Source organism: Candidatus Woesearchaeota archaeon (genome assembly GCA_018675335.1).
GTDB lineage: Archaea > Nanobdellota > Nanobdellia > Woesearchaeales > UBA11576 > JABJCP01.
Genome location: JABGYH010000001.1, coordinates 79,223 through 101,718 on the forward strand (window position 1 = coordinate 79,223; position 22,496 = coordinate 101,718).

Genomic DNA, 22,496 nt, shown 5'->3' on the forward strand with positions numbered 1-22,496 from the left:
ATAAACCAATAAAATAAACAAAACATATGTTCATCCAGATTTTCATCGCAATTTTTATTGGAGTTTTTCTTGGAATAATAACAGGCTTAATCCCTGGAATTCATGTTAATCTCATCAGCATTTTATTAATAACTTTATCTCCAATTTTGTTATCTTATACAAATCCAATTGTGCTCTCAATCCTAATCATAGCGCTTTCAACAACTCATTCTTTTCTCGACGCAATTCCAAGTATTTTTCTTGGAGCACCTGATGCAGATCAAGCATTAAATGTTTTACCTGGACACAAATTATTTCTCCAAGGAAAAGGAGTAGAAGCAGTTAAATTAACTGTTATTGGAAGTTTACTTTGCCTCATAACTTCAATTCTTTTAGTACCAATTTTTATCCCAATAGTAACTTATCTTCACCCTCTAATAAAAAATTACATTGGATACTTACTTGCAATACTTATTTTATTTATGATTTTAAAAGATAAAACCCTTAAAAAAATTCTAAAAAATATTTTTATATTCACTCTCTCAGGAACTCTTGGATTAATTATTTTAACTAGTAATTTCAAAGATCCTCTTTTTCCCATGCTATCAGGATTATTTGGAACATCAACATTAATTATTAGTTTGACTGAAACAAATAATATCCCAATTCAATCATTTAAAGAAACATTAGAAATAAAATATAAATCAATCATTCAAGCAATTTCTGGAGGAACGGTTGCAGGGTTTCTTACAAGTTTTTTTCCAGGAATGGGTCCTGCTCAAGGAGCAGTGCTAGCTTCTCAATTTACAAAAAATATTGGAGATTATGGTTTTATGATTTTAGTTGGAGGAATAAATACAGTAAATTTTGTTCTTTCTTTAATTACTTTTTTAATTCTTAACAAAGCAAGAAATGGAGCAGTAATTGCAGTATCTAATTTTTTACCAAAACTAACAATTCAAATTTTAATACTCTTTTTAGCTTCAACTTTACTAATTGGAGGAATTGCAACAATTCTAACTCTTAAAATTTCAAAAATATTTGCAAAAATTATTTCAAAAGTAAATTATCAAGATTTAGTAATTATAGTCATTACATTAATTACTTGTTTAGTCTTTGCACTAACTAGTTTTTCAGGATTAATTATTCTTATAATTTCAACTTTTATTGGGATTCTCCCACCAAAACTAAATACGCCACGACATCATTCAATGGGGTGTCTTTTACTTCCGATAACGTTATTTCTGATATTATAACACATCAACTTATTAAGTAAAGAATAATTTGATAAAATAGAATCTTAAATTCACAATACTCACGAGGTAAAAAAAAATGGCAGCAACTCCAAAAAAAGCACAAAAAGTTAAACTTGATTATAATATTGACAAAAAAATTTATGATGACTTTGTAAGAAATAGCAGTAAAAAAGGTTATGCACCTAATGTTCTTGTGGAAAGACTCATTAAAAAATTTAACGAAACTGGACAATTATGAATAATAAACAGATATCCAACTCAAATGAGGACCTTTTTAAATCAAAATAAAAATATTCCCATAATACACCATAAACAAGAGTAAAATGACTCAACACACCACAAATCAGCTTAAACCATTCGTAAGCTTTATAAACTACCTCCAAATTCTAAGAACTGATTAATATGGAAGGCACAATAAGCAATTTTAAAGGAAGTCACAAGACACAAGTTCATAATCAGATGATTATAGTAGTTCCTGAAGTGGATTCTAGAGACGAAGCAGCAAAACTTGTTGGAAAGTCAGTAGTATGGACCTCAGTTGCAGGAAAAGAACTTAAAGGCGAAGTAAGATCTGCTCACGGAAATAGTGGTGCAATAAGAGTTCTTTTTGAAACAGGAATGCCTGGACAATCAATTGGTCAAAAAGTTAAAATCAACTAAATTTTTAATTTTATTCTAAAATTTATTAACACACAACTTATATCAAATAAAAACTAAATTTATTTCTAAAAATAATTAAACTAAAAAAAATATCTTAAATTTTACAAATAAAATCTCCATTTCACAGAAACCTTTATAAATAAAAATTTGTTTAAACAATTGTATGGGGCACATAATCAAAGAAGCAGAAGGTAGAATTTCAGTTATTCAATATGACGGAGTTTTTGATTATGATGGTTTAATTACTTTTCTTCATGGATGGTTTACAAAACGTAAATGGTTTTTTCATGAAAAGGTTGTTAAATACAAAAAAAGTGGCCTAGGCCATGAAATGGAAAGAGAATGGAATAATTGGCGCAAAGTTTCTGAATATTATAAATACCATGCAGGATTACAACTGCATTTATGGGATGCATTTCCAGTTGAAGTTGTTAAAAATGGAAAAAAAAGAAAATTCTGGAGAGCTCGAATTGAATTAAGTTTAAGTTTTAAAGTTGAAGCAGATTATCAAGATAAATTTGGAACAAGCGAATTCATGAAAAAATTAAGAACGTTCATGCATGAATATATTATGAAAAAAGAAATTTTATCAGCTCATGCAGATCCACTTTACTATACTATGCTCGGATTACACAACGATGTTAAACAATTTTTAGAAATGAGCGATACTCAAACAGTTTATTAAAAAAAATAAACAAAATAATAATCATTCAATGCAAAAAATCAAAAACACTAACAACAAACACATAAATTAAACAAACTTAAAAAAATTTATAAACAAACAAAACACATAAGAGGGTATCATGTCTGAAAAAAAGATTATTGTTGATGAAGCAACTATCGATTACGAAGGGTTATTTGACTTCGTTGAATTGTATGGCCTTATTGATAGATTTCTTAAAGACAAAGATTATGATAAGTTTGAAAAAAAAAGTGGAGAGCAAGTTAGTGAAGAAGGAAAACATATCCATTTAATTCTCGTTCCAGCAAAATGGCACAGCGATTATGTTAAAAAACATTTAAAGATAGAAATTATAGCTCGTAACGTAAAAGAAGTAGAAACGGAAATTGATGATTTGAAAGTAAAATTAAATAAAGGAACATTAAAAATTATGTTATCAGGAATTCTCGAAACTGATTGGGAAGGAAGATGGGAAACCAGACCAATTTATTATTTCTTAAAAAAAGTTTATGATAAATATATTTACAGATCAGATACAGATAATTTTTCTGCAGAAATTAAAGAAGATGTTAACTTAATTAAAGATCAGCTAGAAGGATTTTTAAATCTTCAAAAATTTAAACAAAGACTTTAAAAAAAAAGAAAACATAATTCAAATAAGATAAAAAAAACAAATAAAACAATCTTTTTCTTATGACTTAAGAACTTTATCTACTGCATTTAATAATTCATCAGGTTCAAAAGGTTTTGTTAAATAATGATCAGTTCCAACCAATACTCCTTTTTCTGCATCAATTTGTTGATTAAGTGCAGTAACCATTAAAATTTTTGTATCTTTAATTTCTTCAATTTGTCTTATGCTAAAACAAACTTCATAGCCACCTCGATTAGGCAACATAAGATCAAGTACAATTATATCAGGTTTAATTTGTTTGGCAATTTGCAAACCAGTCTCACCATCAAATGCTTGATGAACTTCAAATCTATCTTGAAGAATTATTTTTTCTGCTTCTGCAATATGTTTTTCATCTTCTATTATTAGTGCTATTTTTTTCTTTGCCATTAACTTACACCCTTAAATTTAAATCAACTTATAATCAGATTAATTAAATTCTGTTCAATTATTATTGTGTTATATATTCTAAGCTAAATAAAAATATTTAAAATTATCTAAAATTAAGTAAAATAAAGTAAACTTTATAAATACCCTGTTTATTTCTCAGAATGCTCATATATCAAACATATAAGCAAAATAAGATACAGAATATACGCATATTAAACGAAAAATCTGTACTCCAAATATGTGGGGGTAGCAAAGTCTGGTCAAATGCGCAGGACTTAAGTGCCCAAGGACACCTTAGTATCGAACTAGGGCTTTGAAATCCTGTCCCTTAGTGGGTTCGTGGGTTCGAAATTAAACATCAAAAACATAAATCTCCAAAGTTTACGGATGATCTAAAAATATGATGTTTAACGATTGTCCCATCCCCCACATCATTTTTTTCTCAACAAATCCAATTAAGCATACATAATTTAATTTAATTACATAAACCGAGATCTTCATTGTTTATTAAACATTAATCTTCATTATTTATTCTAGAACATTCATATTTTACTTAAGCATATTTTTTTAAACTTCAAACTACCCAATAAAACTAGAAAAAAAATGCATGGTGAATTATTATTAGAATTTTTAAGTAATTTTGTTTTAGCAGTTAGACATTTTTTCGGTTTTTTAAGTTCTGTTGAAGGATTATGGTTTAAAAATGGAATTGGCCTGGTAATTATTGGCCTGTTTAGTTATATGGTTTTTTTTGAATATAACAAAAATCGAAAAACTGAACTTAAACATTTACTCATAGCATTTAGTTTATTTGCATTCCAACATTTAATCACATTCCTATTTTTATTTCTTTATATTTTTGGACATTTCGAAATTGATTTTGTACTATTTCCTTTATTTAATAGATTGTTAGGATTAATTGCATTTTTTTTAACAGGAATTGCATTCATTTATCCAATCATTAAAGAACTAAAAGAAAAAACAAACAAATTCATAAAAAACAAAGTTATTTTGGTAAGTAGCATTTCAATCATTTTTATTTTATTTACGGCATCCTCATTAGATTTACTAGGGGTCGGGTTTACCAATTTTTTTACTAGAACTATTTTTGTTTGTGTGGACATAGTAATATTAGGTTATTTTGCATATTTCACACTAATTTATTCTTCTAAACATACATTTAACAGAAATAGCATATCTCTCGCATTTATTTGTTTTCTTATAGCTCCTTTATTTGAATACATACAAATTATTTTTTTTAATGGATATAATCCTAAACTTCTCGTGGCAACAACTCCCTTCCCCTTTGTCGGAATTGTTCTTTTATCTTTAGCAGTTTATACTAAACTTGTTAACAAAGCATATTTGATTAACAAAATTAAATTATCAAATCAAAAACTAGAGTACGAAAAAAAAGTAAGTAAAATGAAAGATGAATTTGTATCAGTAGTATCTCACGAACTTCGAACTCCCCTAACATCCATGAAATTGTATTCCTCCCTCATGGAAAGTGGAAAATTTGGTAGAATGAATAAAAAACAAAAAGATGCAATTGGAATTATTAAAAATGAAAATGATCGCTTAGCCAAATTGATTAATGATATTCTAGATTTATCAAAAATGGAAGCTAATCAATCAAAACTGGATATTTCTAAGTTTGATTTGTTTGACATAGTGGATGATGGACTTTATACAACTCTTGTTAAAAAGAAAAAAATTAAATTTGAAAATAATGTTCCTAAAAACTTTTTTGTAAATGCTGACCAAGATAAAATCAAACAAGTGTTCATAAATTTATTTAGCAATTCAATTAAATTTACTCCAAAATATGGGAGCATAATAATTGATGCTAGAAAATTACAAAATAACAAACAATGGCAATTTATCATTTCAGATAATGGTGCTGGAATGAATAAAGAAAAATTAAATAAAATTTTTGATAAATTTTCTCAATTAAATAATCACATGACTCGAAAAGCAGGAGGATTTGGTTTAGGCCTTGCAATTGTGAAACAAATAGTGGATCTTCATCAAGGCACAATCCAAGTTGAATCAGATATTGATAAAGGAAGTTGTTTCATATTATCATTTCCCACAAAAATAAAAAGAAAAAAAGAAAAAATAAAAAGGAAAAAATAAAAAAAATAAAACTCAAATTCTTTTCTGAATTCCATATTTCTTTGAAGGGATACAATCCATTATCCAAATTACCAAATACATAAATGGCGTATCCAATATTGCTACAACCACTTTTGCCAACCAACCACCTAAAATTATGAAAGAAAGTTGATTATTTGGAAAAACACCATAAAACGCTAACATAGTAAACAACGCAGTATCAATTGCTTGACTAACCACAGTTGATGCATTATTTCTAACCCACATGTGTTTACCTTTAGTTAGTTTTTTCCAAAAATGAAATGCCCACACATCATGTGACTGACTTATTGTATATGCAATCATACTTGCAATGGCAATTCTCGGAGTTAATCCTAACACTGAATTAAACATATTTCCCAACTCCATTGCAAAAGGTGCTGAATCCCACGAGATTGCAATAAATATAGACACCACAAATAATACATTTGCAAATAGTCCACACCAAACTGCTTTTCGTGCTTCTTTTTTACCCCATTTTTCGGAAATAATATCTGTGACTAAAAAAGTAACAGAAAAAGCTATGATTCCTCCCGCTACAGTGAATGGACCAAATTGAACTATTTTTGCAGCCAAAACATTTGCAATAACTGCCATTGCAGCCATGGTTCCTATTAAGAACTCCACACCAAACTTCTTGCTCAATATTCCTGCAAAAGATGTAAGAACCAATGTTGCTAACATCCATATTATTATCAAAATTATGCTTGTCATAACTACCCAATAGTCACCACAAAATATAAATATGAGTCCTCCCAAATAGGAATACTATGAAAGACTTTAAAGAAAAATTAAAATTTCTTGGACTCACAAGCAACGAAACAGATGTATACATAGCACTACTCAAAAATTCAAAAGCAACCGGAGCATTAATCAAAAGATCAACCAACATCTCAAACTCAAGAGTATATTCATCAATAGACACACTAATAGGAAAAGGATTAGTAACCTATGAAAAAGTCTCAACAGGAAGATTATTCAGCGCAGTAAATCCCGAAATGTTAAATCAATTAGTTGAAGATAGAAAAAAAGAAATTGAAACACTAGTCCCCCAACTTAAAGAACTACAAAATCAAAAACACTCAACCACAAAAACAGAAGTATATGAAGGATTAAATGGATTCAACACTGCACTAACCAAATTTCTAGAATGCAAAAATAAAAGTCAAATCGACATCATCGCTTTCCCAAATATTGCATACAAAGGACAAGATTTAATAGATATTCTTCGCAGAATAAATAACAAATTAATTCTAAAAAAAATGAAAATAAGAGTTCTTGCAGATCACGATAGCCCAATAAAAAACATGAAACATTACCAAAAAAATACAACCACCAAATACATGCCCCCCGGTTATGTTAGCCCTTGCGCAATAGACATTTGCGAAGACAAAATATGCATCTTCATTTGGGGGGACAAACCTTATGCATTTTTTATCCAAAACCAAGAAGTTGCAGATGGTTTTAAAAGCTACTTCAATTTCCTATGGAGCATAGCCCAATCCCCATAATTCAAACAAAAAAAAGATTAAAACATCCATCAAACCCAAATATTTAAATATGAAATCTGAAAAATTTGGTTGATATTAACCACAATAATTCATTAAAAACATTGCCTTGGTGGCTTAGTCGTATAGCGCGCGCTTGGTAAGCGCGAGGTCGTGGGTTCAACTCCCACCCGAGGCTTTCATTTTTTATTTATATTAGTTTAAGACAACCATAACTCAAAAAAATTTATAACAAAAAAAGTTTATAAAATTTAATCTTAAAATAAAAAATACAAACCTAAAATCAATCCACAATTAACCAACAATAAACAGTTTTTAAATTAAATCTAAAAACCAATTAATAAATATTTAGTCAATAACTAGCACAATACACGCATTTATTAATACCCTTAAAATTCACATATTAACTGCCTCCGTGGCTTAGTGGCTATAGCGGCTGCCTAGTAAGCAGCAGGTCCCGAGTTCAAGTCTCGGCGGAGGCTTTTATTATTAACCATTACAAATTTCTCTTTTTTATTAATATAAATCTAAAATCAAATTAAACCAAAACTCATTCTAAATAAAACACAAACACCAAATTTAAATCAAAAAACTCACTTGACCGCATATTTAATCCAAATTCACCACAACCCTGTAACCACTTTATCATACTCACAATATCGAAATGTTTAAATATTTGTTATTTCTCCAAACACCATAACAAAATTTATTTTTATAAATTGAATATAATTCAATTATTCTTAGGGGGATAAAATATGGCTGAAACATTAGAAAAAAAATTACTTTTTGTTGGAGGAAGATTTGTAGATCAAGCTCCAGAAAATTTACCAATTCCTGCAGATGCAGTTCCAGAAGAGTTAGCTTCGCAATTTGCATGGTTCAAAGAAACCTATGGCAATCAAGCAGAAATTCACTATTTTAATGATAGCACAACACTTGCAACAGCAATGGGAAACCTTCCAAAAAAATCCGAATTACTAGGAATAGTTACAGAAGCAAATTTTGAAGGAGTAAAAACCCCCCTATTATTAGATCCAGATAAAAAATATGAATGGGGAAATGACGCAAAAGAAGGAATAGTTTTAATGAAAAGACTAACCCAAGTAGCAACTTTTAAAGCAGTAGTTTCAGCATATAATCATAGCGATGAATTAGTAGCAGATCTAAATACCCCTGCAAAAAAAGATGCAGCAGAAGTTACTGATCCAAATCTTAGAACATCACATCTAGATATCAAAACTACTGAATCTAATAAAATTGCAACTGCATTCGGAAATTATCATGGACTTGAAATCAAATTTCCAGAAGTAAAAGAACCAAAAGTAGATCCAGTAAAAGAACCAAAAGTAGAGCCTGCAAAAGAAGCAGAACCAATAGATTTAGAAATACAAGAACCCGCTCCAGTTGCAGTTCTAATACCAGAACCAATTCGCTCAGATGTTCCACAACACAAAGGATCAACATTAAAAACAGTTTTATGGACTGCAGGAGTTATTACTGCTCTAGGCTTAACAGGCGCAGGATTTGGACTGCATTATTTAAGTTCTGGAAATGTTTCTGAGTATCAAAGAAATTTAAGTGCAGAAATAGGAAAAGCAACAAAAAAAGGATTAATATCCCCTTACCAAGCAGAATTAATCGCAACAACACATATGACTCCTGACTTTTTTGAAAGATTTAGCAATTCAAGTTTAACTCAAAGATTAACAACTGCAAGAGCACTTATTAGCGATTATGATGTAGCAAATAATTCTTTTGAAGATTTATTAACAAGTAAAGGTCTGAAAGGCTCACCAGATAACTTCAATTTATCACTCCTTCAGTCAACAGAATTAGCTTCATACATCAATGCAAGAGGAGTTTGTCAAATGCTAGGAATTGAAACTGGAGAATGTGATGCAGATCTTGAATCACTTGCAAAACGTCAACCAATCCAACTTGCACAAGCAAAAGAACGAGTTTATCAAGATATTGCTCGAGGTCTTGCAGATATGGATCCATCCAAAATAGCAAATGTGGATTTAGTATTATCTCAATTAATTACAACATTGCAAGCTGCAGATTCACAATATGCACCATTTAAAGATGGTTTAGTTCCTGGAGCAAACAGAAATGAAAATATAAGAAATATTGTTGATGCCTACACTCAACACATGTTAGGCGCACAACAATGGGACCAACATCAAAAAACTCCCACTCCAGAATCAGTTGATTGGAAAACAAAATATGATACACTAACTGCAACAAACGGACAACTTCAATTAGATTATGAAGGTGCTCAAGCAACTATTAAAACACAAGCGACAACAATCGCAGGAAAAGATGCAACCATAGCTGGATTACAACAACCTACAAGCAGACATAGACGATCTAAACCAACTACAACAACAAAAAAAGTCACGCCAAAAAAAATCGTGACCGAACCACCAGTTATGAACGTTCCAAGTAGATTCGGTACAGACTCATATACATACTAAGAGTTAAATTTTTTATTTTTTCTTAAATTTTTATTCATCAATTTTCTAAACATCAATCCCACACATAATTCATACATAATTATCCAACACAGGATAATAACAATTTTATAACAAATATAATCAAATTCTAACTTAACCACCAAATCAACCCACAAAAGCCAATTAAAATTTACTACGAACCAATACTAAAAAGCAGAATCTTTATATATTAGTACACCCAAAGAGTAGTTAAGAGTTTTAGGGGGTTTTGAAAACTCAAATATTGATTTTAAACTAAAAAAGAGCTGAATCTTCGTTATTTTAACGTAAATATCTATTATAATAGTTTAAAGAGTATAAAAATGGCAAAAAATCTAGATCTATCCAATAATACTGCTCAAAGTCGATCTTCATCCGCAGGAGCTGCGGCTATAGGAAGTATCGCAACATTAGCAACATTAGCTATTATGTCTGGAACACCTAGTTCTGCAAATGCACAAGAAATAGATTATGATGTTAAAGCACAAACAATAGCAGCTCAATCAGACTGTAAAATAACCAACGCAGGCCAAGATTTAACACCAACTGAAGTTGGTACAATTTCAACAATTCTAAGTGAAAACAATGATGTTCCTGATTTTGATATTTCAACACTTTGCTCAATTGCACAAATAAAACCAGTAAGTCTAGAATGCAATGATGGATACTCAATAAATGAAGGAATTGATCATCTTTTCACAAGCCATCCCGTATTCAAATCAGCAGATAAAAGCCAAACAGGCACTGCAAAAAAAATTCTATACGATTATTTGACCACGCAAGGACACAGATCTTTTGATCAAAAACTCTTAACAAAAACAAAATTAAAAATTCCAGATGAAGTTGTAATTGATATGTACAGAGCAGCAATTGGACTTCCTTCATTAGATTCCAAAAAACAAACTGAATTAGAACAAAAACAATTAGAATTAAAACAACAACAAGTTGAAAAAAGATATTCTTCATTGGAATTAAAACTGGGCACTCTTGACACTCAAGCAGGAAAATTAATGCAAACCTGGACAGAACCATCAAATATTGCACAATACATTCAAACTGAATTAGAAGGAATTCATTCAGAAGAATTTGGTGGAAAAGAAAAACCTAAAGAAGAACAATTAATTAGTGCTAAACAACAAGCGCTAACAACAAAACTCACTACTTATTCTCAAACATATGATGATCATCAAGCCAAACTACCTCGAGGAATTGCAAGACTTGGTGGCACTATATCAACTCCATTAGAAGGAGATGGCCCAAATGCGTATGGTGGAAGTTTAGGTTTAAAATTAGGTAATGAATCATTTGATCTAAGCGCATATGGATTTATGTTAAAACCGTTCCCAACTCAAGTAACAACTGATTTTATTGGAGGTGGACTTCTTGAATTAAAATTATCTGATCGACATAGAATTTTATTAATGTTATCTGGAAATCAAAGTGGCTTATCAACATCAAGAACAACATCTCTTGATACTCAACCATTAATTATTAATGGTGAAACTTCACAAACAACAGGACATGAAAGTTTAGAAGATTCACTTAATTTATCTGAATTTTATATGACCTTAGGAGGAGAATTTACTGCTTGGAATCATTTAATTGCAGGAATTTATTTTGGTTTCGGAAATTTAGAAACAAGTCAAGATAATGATACTTCAATCGCTCAAACAGATACAACTCAATCTGAAATTAGTGAAGCAAACGGAACTGTTTTAGTATCAACTGATATTGGAACTCAAACAGATCTTACAACTACAACAAGAACTGATGTTGACACTCAACTATATTTTTTAGAAGGCCTCCTAGGTTATACTGGAAAGGGTCAAATTTATAGTTTATTTGGAAATTTTGCGCTAGCCGAAACTACTGTTTCTTCATTAACGCAAATTGCAGGACTTAGTCAAACACAAGGGGTTGTTAGAACACAAATTAATGACGAATTAATTGATACTCAAGACATTACTTCAAGCAGTCCATTAGATGATGCTGGAACTCCAGTAAGAATTTCTGATTCTCAAACAAGTTTTGCTATTGGTGCAAGAATTTTAGTTCCATATGATGATGGATTATTTAGTCTTAAATTAAGTTATGATAACGGGACAAAAGGACTTCCATTAAGCGGTTATGCATTATGGGCTCAGAATTTCAGCGGAATAACTCCTTTGTTAAGTGTTAATAAAACAGGAAATACTTATTCAGGACAATTCATGCTTTTTACAGGCATCGATGATTCTAGATTTGAAAAAATTTCTCAAACTTATGACGGATTATTAGGTTTAGAACAAATTGCATTAGATCCAACTCTAGTCAGACAATATAGTCAAGACTCATTAAAATTATTGACAACACAACTTAATGGATTATTTTTAGGCGGAAGATTTACTGCAGCAACAACTCCTAATGACCGCGCATTACTTACAGGTTCTGATGACACAGATACAGAATTTGGAGGTTTTGGTTGGGCAGGATTTAATCATCCAGAATATGCAGGAGGCGCATTAATGTATGATCATACAGGCCAAAGACTTGGACTACTACTAAACATAAATGCAATTCCGCACGTTCCATTACAATTAGAAGTTGGAACTGGAAATTTATCCGAGAAAAAAAAATCATTTGATGCAAGTCTAAACTTGGGTTACACATTTTAAATTTAAATTTTTTATTTAATCTTTTAAAAAAAAATTAATCTCAAACTTAAAAATCATAAATTCAAAGGTTATAAAATGAATTCAAATAAAAAATCTCAAAAACTCCACTTTGTGGCAACGCATCTCATCATCTTACTTTTTGTAGTAAGTATGATTCCAGCTAATGTTTCTGGATTGCAAGATCTTCCACCTATTTGCAACATAATGCCAAATAGTAACGAAGTTATAACAACTGCAGTAATCACAATTACTGCAACAGATGTTTTAGCAAATGCAGGAATTAATACTATGCGAATTTATGAAGATGGAAATTTATTAAATACTAAATCTTGCTATGGCGTATCAACTTGTGTTTTTACAAAAACAATTGTGCACACTAGTTCAAGTAATCATGCTTATTATGGAGTTGCGATTGATAACTCAGGTCAAAGCACAACTTCTGAAACTATCCAAATCAGTTTTGAAGGAATTAATAATCCACCAATAATTACTAGTTATTCACCAGAAAATGTAATAGTAGAATTACCCGAACAAGAATCACAAAAATTTACAATAACTGCATCAGATCAAGAAAATGATCCTATAACTTTTGAATGGTATAAAGGCCCATCAAAAATTAATGGTGCAAATACAAATTCATACACAATTTCTGAAAATGTTGACGATAATGAATCATTTATTTTAGTTGCAAGAGCATTAGATAATAATGGAGGAGTTACAGTTAAAGGTTGGGTAGTTACAATAATTGATAGCGCACCAACAATTAACTTAAACACATATCCTGTAATTGATGAAGGATTTACTGCAATTTTAGAGGCTAATGCCAATGCTTATGATGGAATTAGTTCGGTTTTTTGGGATTATGGAGATCAAACTTCCGAATTTGGAAATACTCAATCACATCACAGTTATGATGATCAAGGAGTTTATACAATTTCTGCAACTGTTGCTGATTTAGATGGTGATGAAATTACTGATACTTTTGATCTAACTGTATTAGATGTTCAACCAACAATCATCTCATTAACTTGTCCTATTTCAATTACTGAAGGAGAAACTGCTGAATTTAGTGTTCAAGCAATTTCAGGATCAGATAAAGATTTAATTTCAAATTATGTTTGGGACTTTGGAGATAATACTCAAACTCAAGAAGGTCAAAATTTAAATGAAGCAACTCACGAATTTACGAGCAGCAGTGCAACTACTGTCTCAGTATTAGTTCATGATGAAGATGGTTTTGTTGAAGATAATTGTTTTGTTGTTATTGGAGATACAGATCCTCAAGCAAGTTTTTCTTATCAACCAAATAACCCATTAGAACATGCAACCGTTGAATTTACTGATATGTCAATTGAAGGTTATGATCCAATTACTAATTGGGATTGGAATTTTGGTGATGGAGATATTTCTCAAGAACAAAATCCTACTCACGAATTTACTGATGGAACTTGGACTATTAGTTTAACTGTTACTGATAGCGATAATAGTCAAGATACAATTCAACAATTAATTACTGTTTCAAATAATCCTCCAACAGTTGCATTTAATTCTGATGTGACTGAAGGTGTTGAAGAATTAACAGTTGAATTTGAATGCGAAATTACTGACGGAAATATCCCTTATGATTATGTTATATCATATGGTGATGGAAATTCAGATAATGGTCAAACAGATGAACAAACAATTCAAACAATTCACACTTATGAAGAAGATGGAGATTATCAAGCTACATGTACTACAACAGATATGGATGACGATACTGATTCAGATATAGTTGACATTACTGTTATTACCAATTCACCAATTGTTTCTCTTAATGCAAATCCTAATGAAGGAGAAGAAGAATTAGTTGTAGACTTTACTTGTGATATTAGCGAAGGTAACGCACCTTTTAGTTATGTCATGACCTATGGGGATACTACAGAAGAAGTTGGTCAAACAGAGGAATCAGTTATTGAATTTACTCACAATTATTTTGGTGGCGAATACACAGCTACTTGTACTATTACAGATAAAGATGGAGATACCAATTCAGATTTAGCAGATATTAGTGTACAAAATAATGCTCCAGAAGTTTCTCTTAATGTAACTCCTAATCAAGGTATTGAACCTTTAACAGTTGAATATACTTGTGACGGAATTGGCGGAAATGGAGAATTATCTTATTTAATTTTATTCGACGATAATCTTGCTCAATCAGTTGAAAATATTGGAAGTTATACTTATAATCAAGAAGGAATTTATGCGCTAACTTGCGCAGTAACTGATATTGATGGAGACACAACACAAAAAAATTTTGATGTTGATGTAACTGATAGTGTTCCAACAAATGTAGATATTAATTATGATCTTGAATTCATTGAAGAAATGGATTCAGTTTTATTTTCAGGAACTGCTGATGCATACGATCTTCCATTATCTTGGAGTTGGGATTTTAATGAGGATGGCATAGAAGACAGCGCAGAACAAAATCCAGAATATGTTTTTACTCAAAGTGGAATTTTTATAGTTAATTTGACAGTTACTGATTTTGATGGTAGCAAGACTTCAACAATTGAAATAATTGAAGTTTTAGATAATGTTCCAACAATAGCGTTAAGTGTTGAACCAACAACTGGACTTGAACCAATAACAACTCAAATCAGTTGTGAAACTGAAGTTGGTGCAGGAAATACACCATACACTTATAATATAAAATTTGGAACAACTGAAGACCCTCAAGAAATAGTTACAGATGAAATACAAGTTAATTTAGAACACACATATGATAATGGAAGTTTTAATTTAAGTTGTACAATAACTGATGTTGACGGAGATTTTGTTACAACTTCAACTCAAGTTAATATTACTGATTCAACTCCAACCGATCTTTCAATAAATTTTAATCCAGAAAATCCTGTTGAAGGAGAAGAAGTTAATTTTATTGGAAATGCTAATGCTTATGATCTACCACTAATTTGGAGTTGGGATTTTAATGAAGATGGTGTAGAAGATAGCACTGAACAAAATCCCGAATTTACAGTTACACATAATGATTCTTACAATGTTTCGTTAACTGTTTTTGATAATGATGGAAGTAAAGAAGTAATTTATACTCAAATTGAAATTTCAAATAATATTCCTGGAGCAAATCTTATTTCAGATGTTGTAGAAGGAATTGAACCTTTAACTGTTGAATTTACTTGTGAACCTACTCAAGATACAACCTCCCCATCACTAAATTATAATTTAAATTTTGGAGATGGAAATTTTGAACAAATTAATAGCGAGTTAGATTCAGAAATATTCACGCATGTTTACAATACAACTAATGATCTCGCAGGATCAGATTTCCAAGAGTTTAATGCCTTTTGTAACATTACGGATTTTGATGGAGACACTAGTACTTCAGAAAATATTTCAATTAATGTTTCAGATGTAGATCCTATTGCCGATTTTAGTTTTAATCCGGAAATTCCTGCAGAACTTGTTTTAGTACAATTTACTGATGAATCAATTACTGTTGATCAAATCACCTCATGGAATTGGAATATTAATAATACCAATAATAACAATACAAGTTTAGATTTTAATTCAACACAAAATGCGAGTTACCAATTTACCGAGGGAACTTATGAAATAACTTTAACAATCACTGAACCTGATGGAGATCAAGATGATATCACAAAAACTATTGAAGTTACAGATGATGCCCCAATAGTAACATTAATTGCAGATCCAAACTCAGGTATCGAACCAGTAAATGTTTCTTTTATTTGCAATAGTATTGGAGGAAATGATCCAATTAACTATTTATTAAATTTCGGACTCAATGAATTTAATTCAACTTCAAATACTTTTTTAAGTATTGGATCACCAATTGAAACCAATCAAATTTACGAAGAAGGAACATACGAAATTAATTGTTCTGCAACTGATTTTGATGGAGATAAAGCAACCGATATAGTAAGTATCGAAGTGCAAGATTCAATTCCAATAATTAATTTTACTTTTGAACCTGAAGTTATTAATTCATATCAAGAAGTAATTTTCACACCAACAGTAGAAGGTTATGATTCTCCATTTACTTATGAATGGAGTTTTGAAAACTACCCTGCACTAACAATTACTGACGAAATTATGAAATTTGTTTTTAATCATGGAGATATTTATCCACTAACACTTACTGTTACTGATAGTGATGGAAGTGAAAAAACAATAAAAAAAGATATAATTGTTCCAATTGATGAAACTGCACCTGAAATTACTAATATAACAATAACAGAACTTACTAATCAAAGTGTTATCATTTCTTGGACTACTGATGAAATTGCAGCAAATGTAATTAATTATGGAATTTTAAATATTGATGAAAATACTATTGATGTAGAACTTAGTCCTGAATTAAACAATTCTGTTAAATTAATTAATTTAACTGCAGAAACAAATTATAATTTTACAATTGAAGCGTGTAACAGCGATAATATTTGTTCAGAATCAGATCAACTTAATTTTACAACCCTAGATACTCTGCCAGTTTTAATGAGTTTAGAAGTAACTCCTCTCGAAGGTTATGAACCCTTAACAGTAAACGTTAATTGCACAATCAAAAATGCAATCGGGCCAATAACATATGATATTGAATATGGTGATAACTCCGATTTGTTTAATACAACTAACACTCAAGGATTAATTGAAGAATTTAGCATAATAAAAACTCATGAATATAATTTATCTGAAGATTTAAACAGCGAAGTATTCGATTTAACTTGTTCCATTTCAGATGCGAATGATTATAGCAATTCAAAAGAGGCAAATATAATTGTTAATGATTCAATCCCAACTAATCTTAATTTTAATTGGTCGGTTTATGCTATGGATTTACTAAATGAACCAGTACCTCAAAATGCTTACGTGTATTTTAGTTCAGAATTTAACTCATATGATTCTCCCTCAACAGTTATGTGGGATTTTAACAATGATGGGATCATAGATGATTTTGGATTAGAGGAAGTTTATGTGTTTGATGCTCCAGGAACATACACAGTTAACATGACTGTTTCAGATGCAGACTTAGATGAAACATCAATCACTAAAGAAATTGAAGTTTATGAAACAAATCTAACTCCTCCAAACGTTAACTCAGTTAATGCATTACCTTCAAATTTAATTTATGGCAGTGATATAAACACACTTATCATATCAAATGTTAATGATGATAATTATGCAATTGATAATGTACGATATGAAATTACTAATTTAAATTTAGGCAATCAAATGAATACTCTTTTTGCAAGTCCAATTCAAGAAGAGACTTGCACATTCACAGTAGAAAATATTAGCCAAGAATTTACATTAAACGAAGATGAAATCATCCAATTTGAATTCGAGGGCCAAACATATGATTTAGAAGTTGAATCTATTTGGAATAACTTTTGTTACATTGAAATCGGATATTATGATAATAATAATGATTGGATTTGGGATGATCAAGACGTAAAAAAAGACGAATCAGAACTAATTAACGGAATCAATATTAGTGTATCTGAAGTATATGATCCTTGGGGCCCAAGAGGATTTTGTTTATTTGAATCAGAATATCAAGGGGAAACCAAAACTGGTTGGATTGATAGTTATGGTCAAGGTTTAGAAATTAACGGATTTGACTTTGATGTTGATTGGGTTGATGACGTTGAAAAAACATGTGATTTTGAAATAGATCAAGGAAATGCAGAAGCTTATTTTGAAGAAATGGAAATTGGAGAATTAATCAATTTTAATGGCATAAAAATGACTTTACTTGATGTTAAAGGTGCAAGCGAAAATAGATGGGCTGCACTTTATCAACCGATTACAAGCGGAATTTATGATGTTCAAGTTATTGCAAATAATGTAGTTAACTCAGTTAATGATTCCGAACATACTGAATTCATAGTTGAAGGAATAGGTGATGAAATTTGCACCATAGTAAGTCAAAATGAGGGAGCTCAACTTATTAACTTAGATGGAATAGATTATGAAATTAATTTATTGTATGTTAATGAACAAAAAGTTAAATTTCAAATCAATGGAGAAATTACTCCACTCTTAAACACAAATCAATATTTCACTTTAAACGATGGAAATGAAATTTATGCAACAACCACTAATTATCAACCAACTGTCTTTGGAGATCATGAAGCAATTGTTTGTTTAACAGATATTTCTCACAGTAACGAAGGAGAAGGATTTCCAGTTTGTAATGGTGAAATAAATAACCTAATAGCAGAAGGTGAAGAAAAAAACTATTTAATGAATGGAGAAATCATCTCAGTTACTCTTGATGAAGTTACAGAATTTCAAGCAAACTTTAATGTAAATGGAGAACAAACAGAATTATTAACTACTCAAGAAACATTTACTTTATCAAATAATGGAGAAATAACTCCGTTAGAAATTTTATACCAACCATTTATTGGTGGAATTAAATCTTCTGAATTTTGTTTAGATTATAATATTGAACCAAGCAATCAACAGTTAATGAACTTGCTTGAAACTTCTTTAGAGGATAGTAGTTTAGGACAAGCAATTAACAACAATTCATATTTATGTTTTGAAGTTTTTAGTGAAGAATCAGGACTGCACTCTTATAACGCAGAATTAGAAAATGAAAATAATAATTGGAATATTAACTTAGATCAAGAATTTTGTGATGGTAATGAATCTGAAGATTATAATTTCCGTTACCAAAGTATTGATGAATTTCAAGAATCTATGAATAATTTTACTTGTAATTTCTTAAAACAAGATTTCAATAATGCATATTATTTATTGCCCTCAAAATATGCAGAAAATGGCAACTTCATATTTGAAGAAGAACAATGTTCAGTTTATGGAATGGTTTGGAATGCTTGTTTCACAAATTTTGAAAAAATAATTTATGACATTCCTAAATGTGAAGGATTAGGTCCAGAAGAAATTCCACCGCCAGTAGCAACTCTTACAACTGACATAGTATTTGGCGAAGCACCACTTGATGTTACGTTTAATTGTAGTGTTGAAAATGGCACTGCGCCGTTTAATTATACATTAAATTTTGGGGATGGAAATTTTACTGAATTAAATAATTCAGTAGAAACATATTTTGAAGCAACACATAATTTTAATGAATCTGGAAATTACACAGGAGTTTGCACAATTACTGACGCAAATGAAGATAATAGTGAATCATCTACTGAAGTTAAAGTTTTTGCAATTGGAGAACTTCCTGAAACATTAGAATTTGATTTAATAGCATTACCAAATTCAGGTTTAAATCCATTACAAGTTAACTTTTTTGCAAATGTAACTAATGGTACCGCCCCTTATTCGTTTAAATGGGATTTCAGTTATGATAATCAAGATATCTCTGTTGAGTCAACAAATCAACAACAATTACATATTTACAATCTACCAGGAACTTATACTGCATTCCTAAGTGTTACTGATGATTCAGGTCAAACAAGTAACCTAACAAAAGAGATTATAGTATCATCTTTAGAAAGAGATGTAGGGGTTATTAATTTGAATTATCCTAAATTTGATTCAACAACCTATCTTAATGATACAGTTGAAATTGACGCGACAATAATTAATAATGGCAATTCTGAAGAAGAAATAGAAATTGAATTTTTAATCAACAATGTGGTTGAAGAATCAACATTAATAATCCTTGCAGGAAATGGCGCAACTAAACAAATTTTATTTAACTTTAGTGCAGGAGAATTAGGTTATCAAAATCTTAAGGTAAGAGTAAAAACTCTTCCAGGTGAAACTAATTTTGCTAATCAACAATTATCTTACAATGCATTAGTTTGGAGTGTTGATGACATTATTAGTCAAGCAACAAGAGAATTATTTTTTAATGAAACTTCAATTAATAATGGAGAATCATTTACAGTTCATCTGCCACTTCAAAATGATTGGAATGCAGAGGATTATGCATTTAAAGATTTAATGGCTGAGTTAGTTTTTGATAATGAAAGTTTCACGTCAAATCCCGATGCAATCCAATTAGTTGACTTTAATGAAGGAGAATTTAAAGTTCTTACTTGGAATTTAGAATCAAATACGACAGGCACATTTGATATTGGCGCAAATTTAGGTAATAATGAAATCATTATTGCTTCCAAGCAAGTGGAGGTGATCTAAATGAATACAATTAAAAATCACAAAATGGATGATATTAAAAATCACAAAATAAAATCAAGTATTGGAAAAAAAATAAATAAAGCATTCATGTTTTGCATGTTATTTTGTATCATACTTATTTCAGCCTCAGGAATTGCATTTGGTGCTGAATGTAGTGGAACTTTAAGTGCACCTACTAAGTCATTATATGTGGGCGAACAATTCGATATTAATTTCTTCAATGCAGAAGCAACAAGTAATGGAATGGATGTTAATTTAACTCTTTCACCAAATTTAGCAACACTTGATACAAATCCTCAAGCAGGAATTCCTTTTACAACTAATTCATGGACTGTTAATAGTTCAGCAACTGGAAATTTACTTAGTAATGTAAAAATAATTGGTTTATGTGAAAAAAATTTTACTATTAAAATTATTAATCAAGTAGAAGATCCAAATATTGAAATTAATTTAAGCGAAATTCCAGAGTTAACTCTTGGAACCAGTCATGAATTTAATGTAACTCTTAATAATACTGGACTTGGCAATGCTACTGAAATTAGTGGTATTTTATCAACTGCTACAAACAGCGCAATTATCCCTGATTCATTTAGTAATTTTAATTTAGAACCTAATACTTCAAAAACAGATTCGTATATGATAACTCCAACTCAATGTGGAACTGATACATTAACTATTTTAGTTAATAACTACAAAAATGAAAATAGCGAATTAATGGTCCCAGTTTTAAAAGAAGCAACATACTCAGTTACCGGATCAGATATTGCATTTACAACAATCAGTGCAGAAAACAATTTCAAAGAAGGTGAAAATTTTGAAGTAAATTTCACCATTGAAAATTTAAAAAATATTAATGCATCAGACATAATTGTTAATTTTTACAAAAATGAATCATTACTAGGTTCAAAATCAATTAATTTGTTAGTTGCAAATAATCAATCAGAACACACAATTAGTTTATCAGGAGATAGTTTTCATGCAGGAAATCACACATTAAAAGCAAGCATAGAATCATTAAATGAGTGTAGTTCAAAGAATAATGAAATTGAATTTGAAGTTACAAACATTGTTGGTGGAACTTGTTCAGATAAAATTAAAAACGGTGATGAAACCGGAACTGACTGTGGCGGTAGTTGTAGTAGTTCATGTACGCCTGATGAACCAACTATCCCTTCTGGAAATGGTGGTAGTCCAAGTGGTTCAGGGAATACAATTAAAATTGAATTATCAGAAGATCTTCCCAGTGTAACAGTTATTGTTTACAAAAGCGATACTGTAAAACTTATTTTTGAAGACAAACCATATTATCTTAATTTTGATAAATTATATGCTAACAAAGGAAGAATTACACTTAGACTTCCAGGACCAGATACAGTAAAAATGTTGGATGAAGATCAAACTTTAAATGTAGATATTAATAAAAATGGAACTGAAGATATTGGAATAACCATGGAAGAAATTAATACAGGTAAAGCAAATATTAAATTCGAATTATTATCTGCAAAAAAAATAACTCCGAACATAATTCCTATGACTTCAAAAAAAGTTGATTCAGAAGTAAATACTACAGAGTCAGATAAACCTGACGAATCACAATTAAAGGAAGCGAAAACAGATGTTAAAGAATCTTTTTCCGAAGGAATTTTGAGTTTTATTGAAACTTTTTCAGTTAGATCAAAAGCACCTGTTTTTGGAGGAATTGCTTTATCATTAGCAATTATTGTGTTAGGACTAGGAATTTATTTTGTTATTAGTAGAAAAAAAGAATAAAGTAAATAATTATTTTTTGATTTAATTTATTATTTAATTTATTTCATTATTTAATTTATTTTATTATTATTTATTTTATTATTTATTTTTCTCCCATTTAGCATTAAAACCAATATCAACTTCA

Annotated in this window: 13 protein-coding genes and 3 tRNA genes; 14 read left to right on the plus strand and 2 right to left on the minus strand. The window is 30.1% G+C overall.

Features of this window, described 5'->3' with window-relative positions; translation table 11 throughout:
- Positions 1-26: 26 nt before the first annotated feature.
- The 5 genes from HN587_00410 (at position 27) to HN587_00430 (ending at position 3,211) form a co-directional block, all read left to right on the plus strand.
- On the plus strand, positions 27-1,235 hold the full coding sequence (locus HN587_00410; protein ID MBT7902299.1) for a hypothetical protein: 1,209 nt from the start codon (positions 27-29) through the stop codon (positions 1,233-1,235).
- 76 nt (positions 1,236-1,311) lie between these two features.
- Entirely contained in the window at positions 1,312-1,473 is a 162-nt protein-coding gene (locus tag HN587_00415; protein MBT7902300.1) for a hypothetical protein, read from the plus strand.
- Between the two features lie 164 nt (positions 1,474-1,637).
- Positions 1,638-1,895 carry a 50S ribosomal protein L35ae gene (locus HN587_00420; protein MBT7902301.1) on the plus strand — a complete coding sequence of 86 codons (258 nt, stop codon included), beginning with the start codon at positions 1,638-1,640 and terminating at the stop codon, positions 1,893-1,895.
- A 163-nt stretch (positions 1,896-2,058) separates the two neighbouring features.
- Entirely contained in the window at positions 2,059-2,580 is a 522-nt protein-coding gene (locus HN587_00425; protein ID MBT7902302.1) for a hypothetical protein, read from the plus strand.
- 118 nt (positions 2,581-2,698) lie between these two features.
- Entirely contained in the window at positions 2,699-3,211 is a 513-nt protein-coding gene (locus HN587_00430) for a hypothetical protein (protein ID MBT7902303.1), read from the plus strand.
- 57 nt (positions 3,212-3,268) lie between these two features.
- Here HN587_00430 and HN587_00435 read toward each other — a convergent pair whose 3' ends face one another.
- Positions 3,269-3,640 (minus strand): response regulator, encoded by a 372-nt coding sequence (locus tag HN587_00435; GenBank protein MBT7902304.1) that lies wholly within the window; start codon positions 3,638-3,640, stop codon positions 3,269-3,271.
- Positions 3,641-3,880: 240 nt separating this feature from the next.
- Between HN587_00435 and HN587_00440 the strand changes: the two genes are divergently transcribed.
- Positions 3,881-4,071, plus strand: a tRNA-Leu gene (locus HN587_00440).
- A 172-nt stretch (positions 4,072-4,243) separates the two neighbouring features.
- On the plus strand, positions 4,244-5,779 hold the full coding sequence (locus HN587_00445; GenBank protein ID MBT7902305.1) for a HAMP domain-containing histidine kinase: 1,536 nt from the start codon (positions 4,244-4,246) through the stop codon (positions 5,777-5,779).
- 12 nt (positions 5,780-5,791) lie between these two features.
- On the opposite strand, the gene HN587_00450 is transcribed toward HN587_00445, so the two are convergent.
- Entirely contained in the window at positions 5,792-6,511 is a 720-nt protein-coding gene (locus tag HN587_00450) for a queuosine precursor transporter (GenBank protein ID MBT7902306.1), read from the minus strand.
- A gap of 56 nt (positions 6,512-6,567) precedes the next feature.
- Here HN587_00450 and HN587_00455 point away from each other — a divergent pair, with 56 nt between their 5' ends.
- From HN587_00455 to HN587_00485, 7 genes are all read left to right on the plus strand, one after another.
- Complete coding sequence (locus HN587_00455; protein ID MBT7902307.1) at positions 6,568-7,308, plus strand: hypothetical protein; 741 nt, start codon at positions 6,568-6,570, stop codon at positions 7,306-7,308.
- Between the two features lie 103 nt (positions 7,309-7,411).
- Positions 7,412-7,483: transfer RNA gene (locus tag HN587_00460), tRNA-Thr, on the plus strand.
- Between the two features lie 231 nt (positions 7,484-7,714).
- Positions 7,715-7,787 (plus strand) — tRNA-Thr (locus HN587_00465).
- A 273-nt stretch (positions 7,788-8,060) separates the two neighbouring features.
- The gene (locus HN587_00470; GenBank protein ID MBT7902308.1) at positions 8,061-9,782 is read left to right on the plus strand and encodes a hypothetical protein; all 1,722 of its coding nucleotides are present in this window, start codon (positions 8,061-8,063) and stop codon (positions 9,780-9,782) included.
- A gap of 341 nt (positions 9,783-10,123) precedes the next feature.
- Positions 10,124-12,454 (plus strand): hypothetical protein, encoded by a 2,331-nt coding sequence (locus HN587_00475; protein ID MBT7902309.1) that lies wholly within the window; start codon positions 10,124-10,126, stop codon positions 12,452-12,454.
- 75 nt (positions 12,455-12,529) lie between these two features.
- Positions 12,530-20,602, plus strand: coding sequence for a PKD domain-containing protein (locus tag HN587_00480; protein MBT7902310.1), 8,073 nt, complete (start codon positions 12,530-12,532; stop codon positions 20,600-20,602).
- On the plus strand, positions 20,603-22,372 hold the full coding sequence (locus HN587_00485; protein ID MBT7902311.1) for a hypothetical protein: 1,770 nt from the start codon (positions 20,603-20,605) through the stop codon (positions 22,370-22,372).
- Positions 22,373-22,496: the final 124 nt, after the last annotated feature.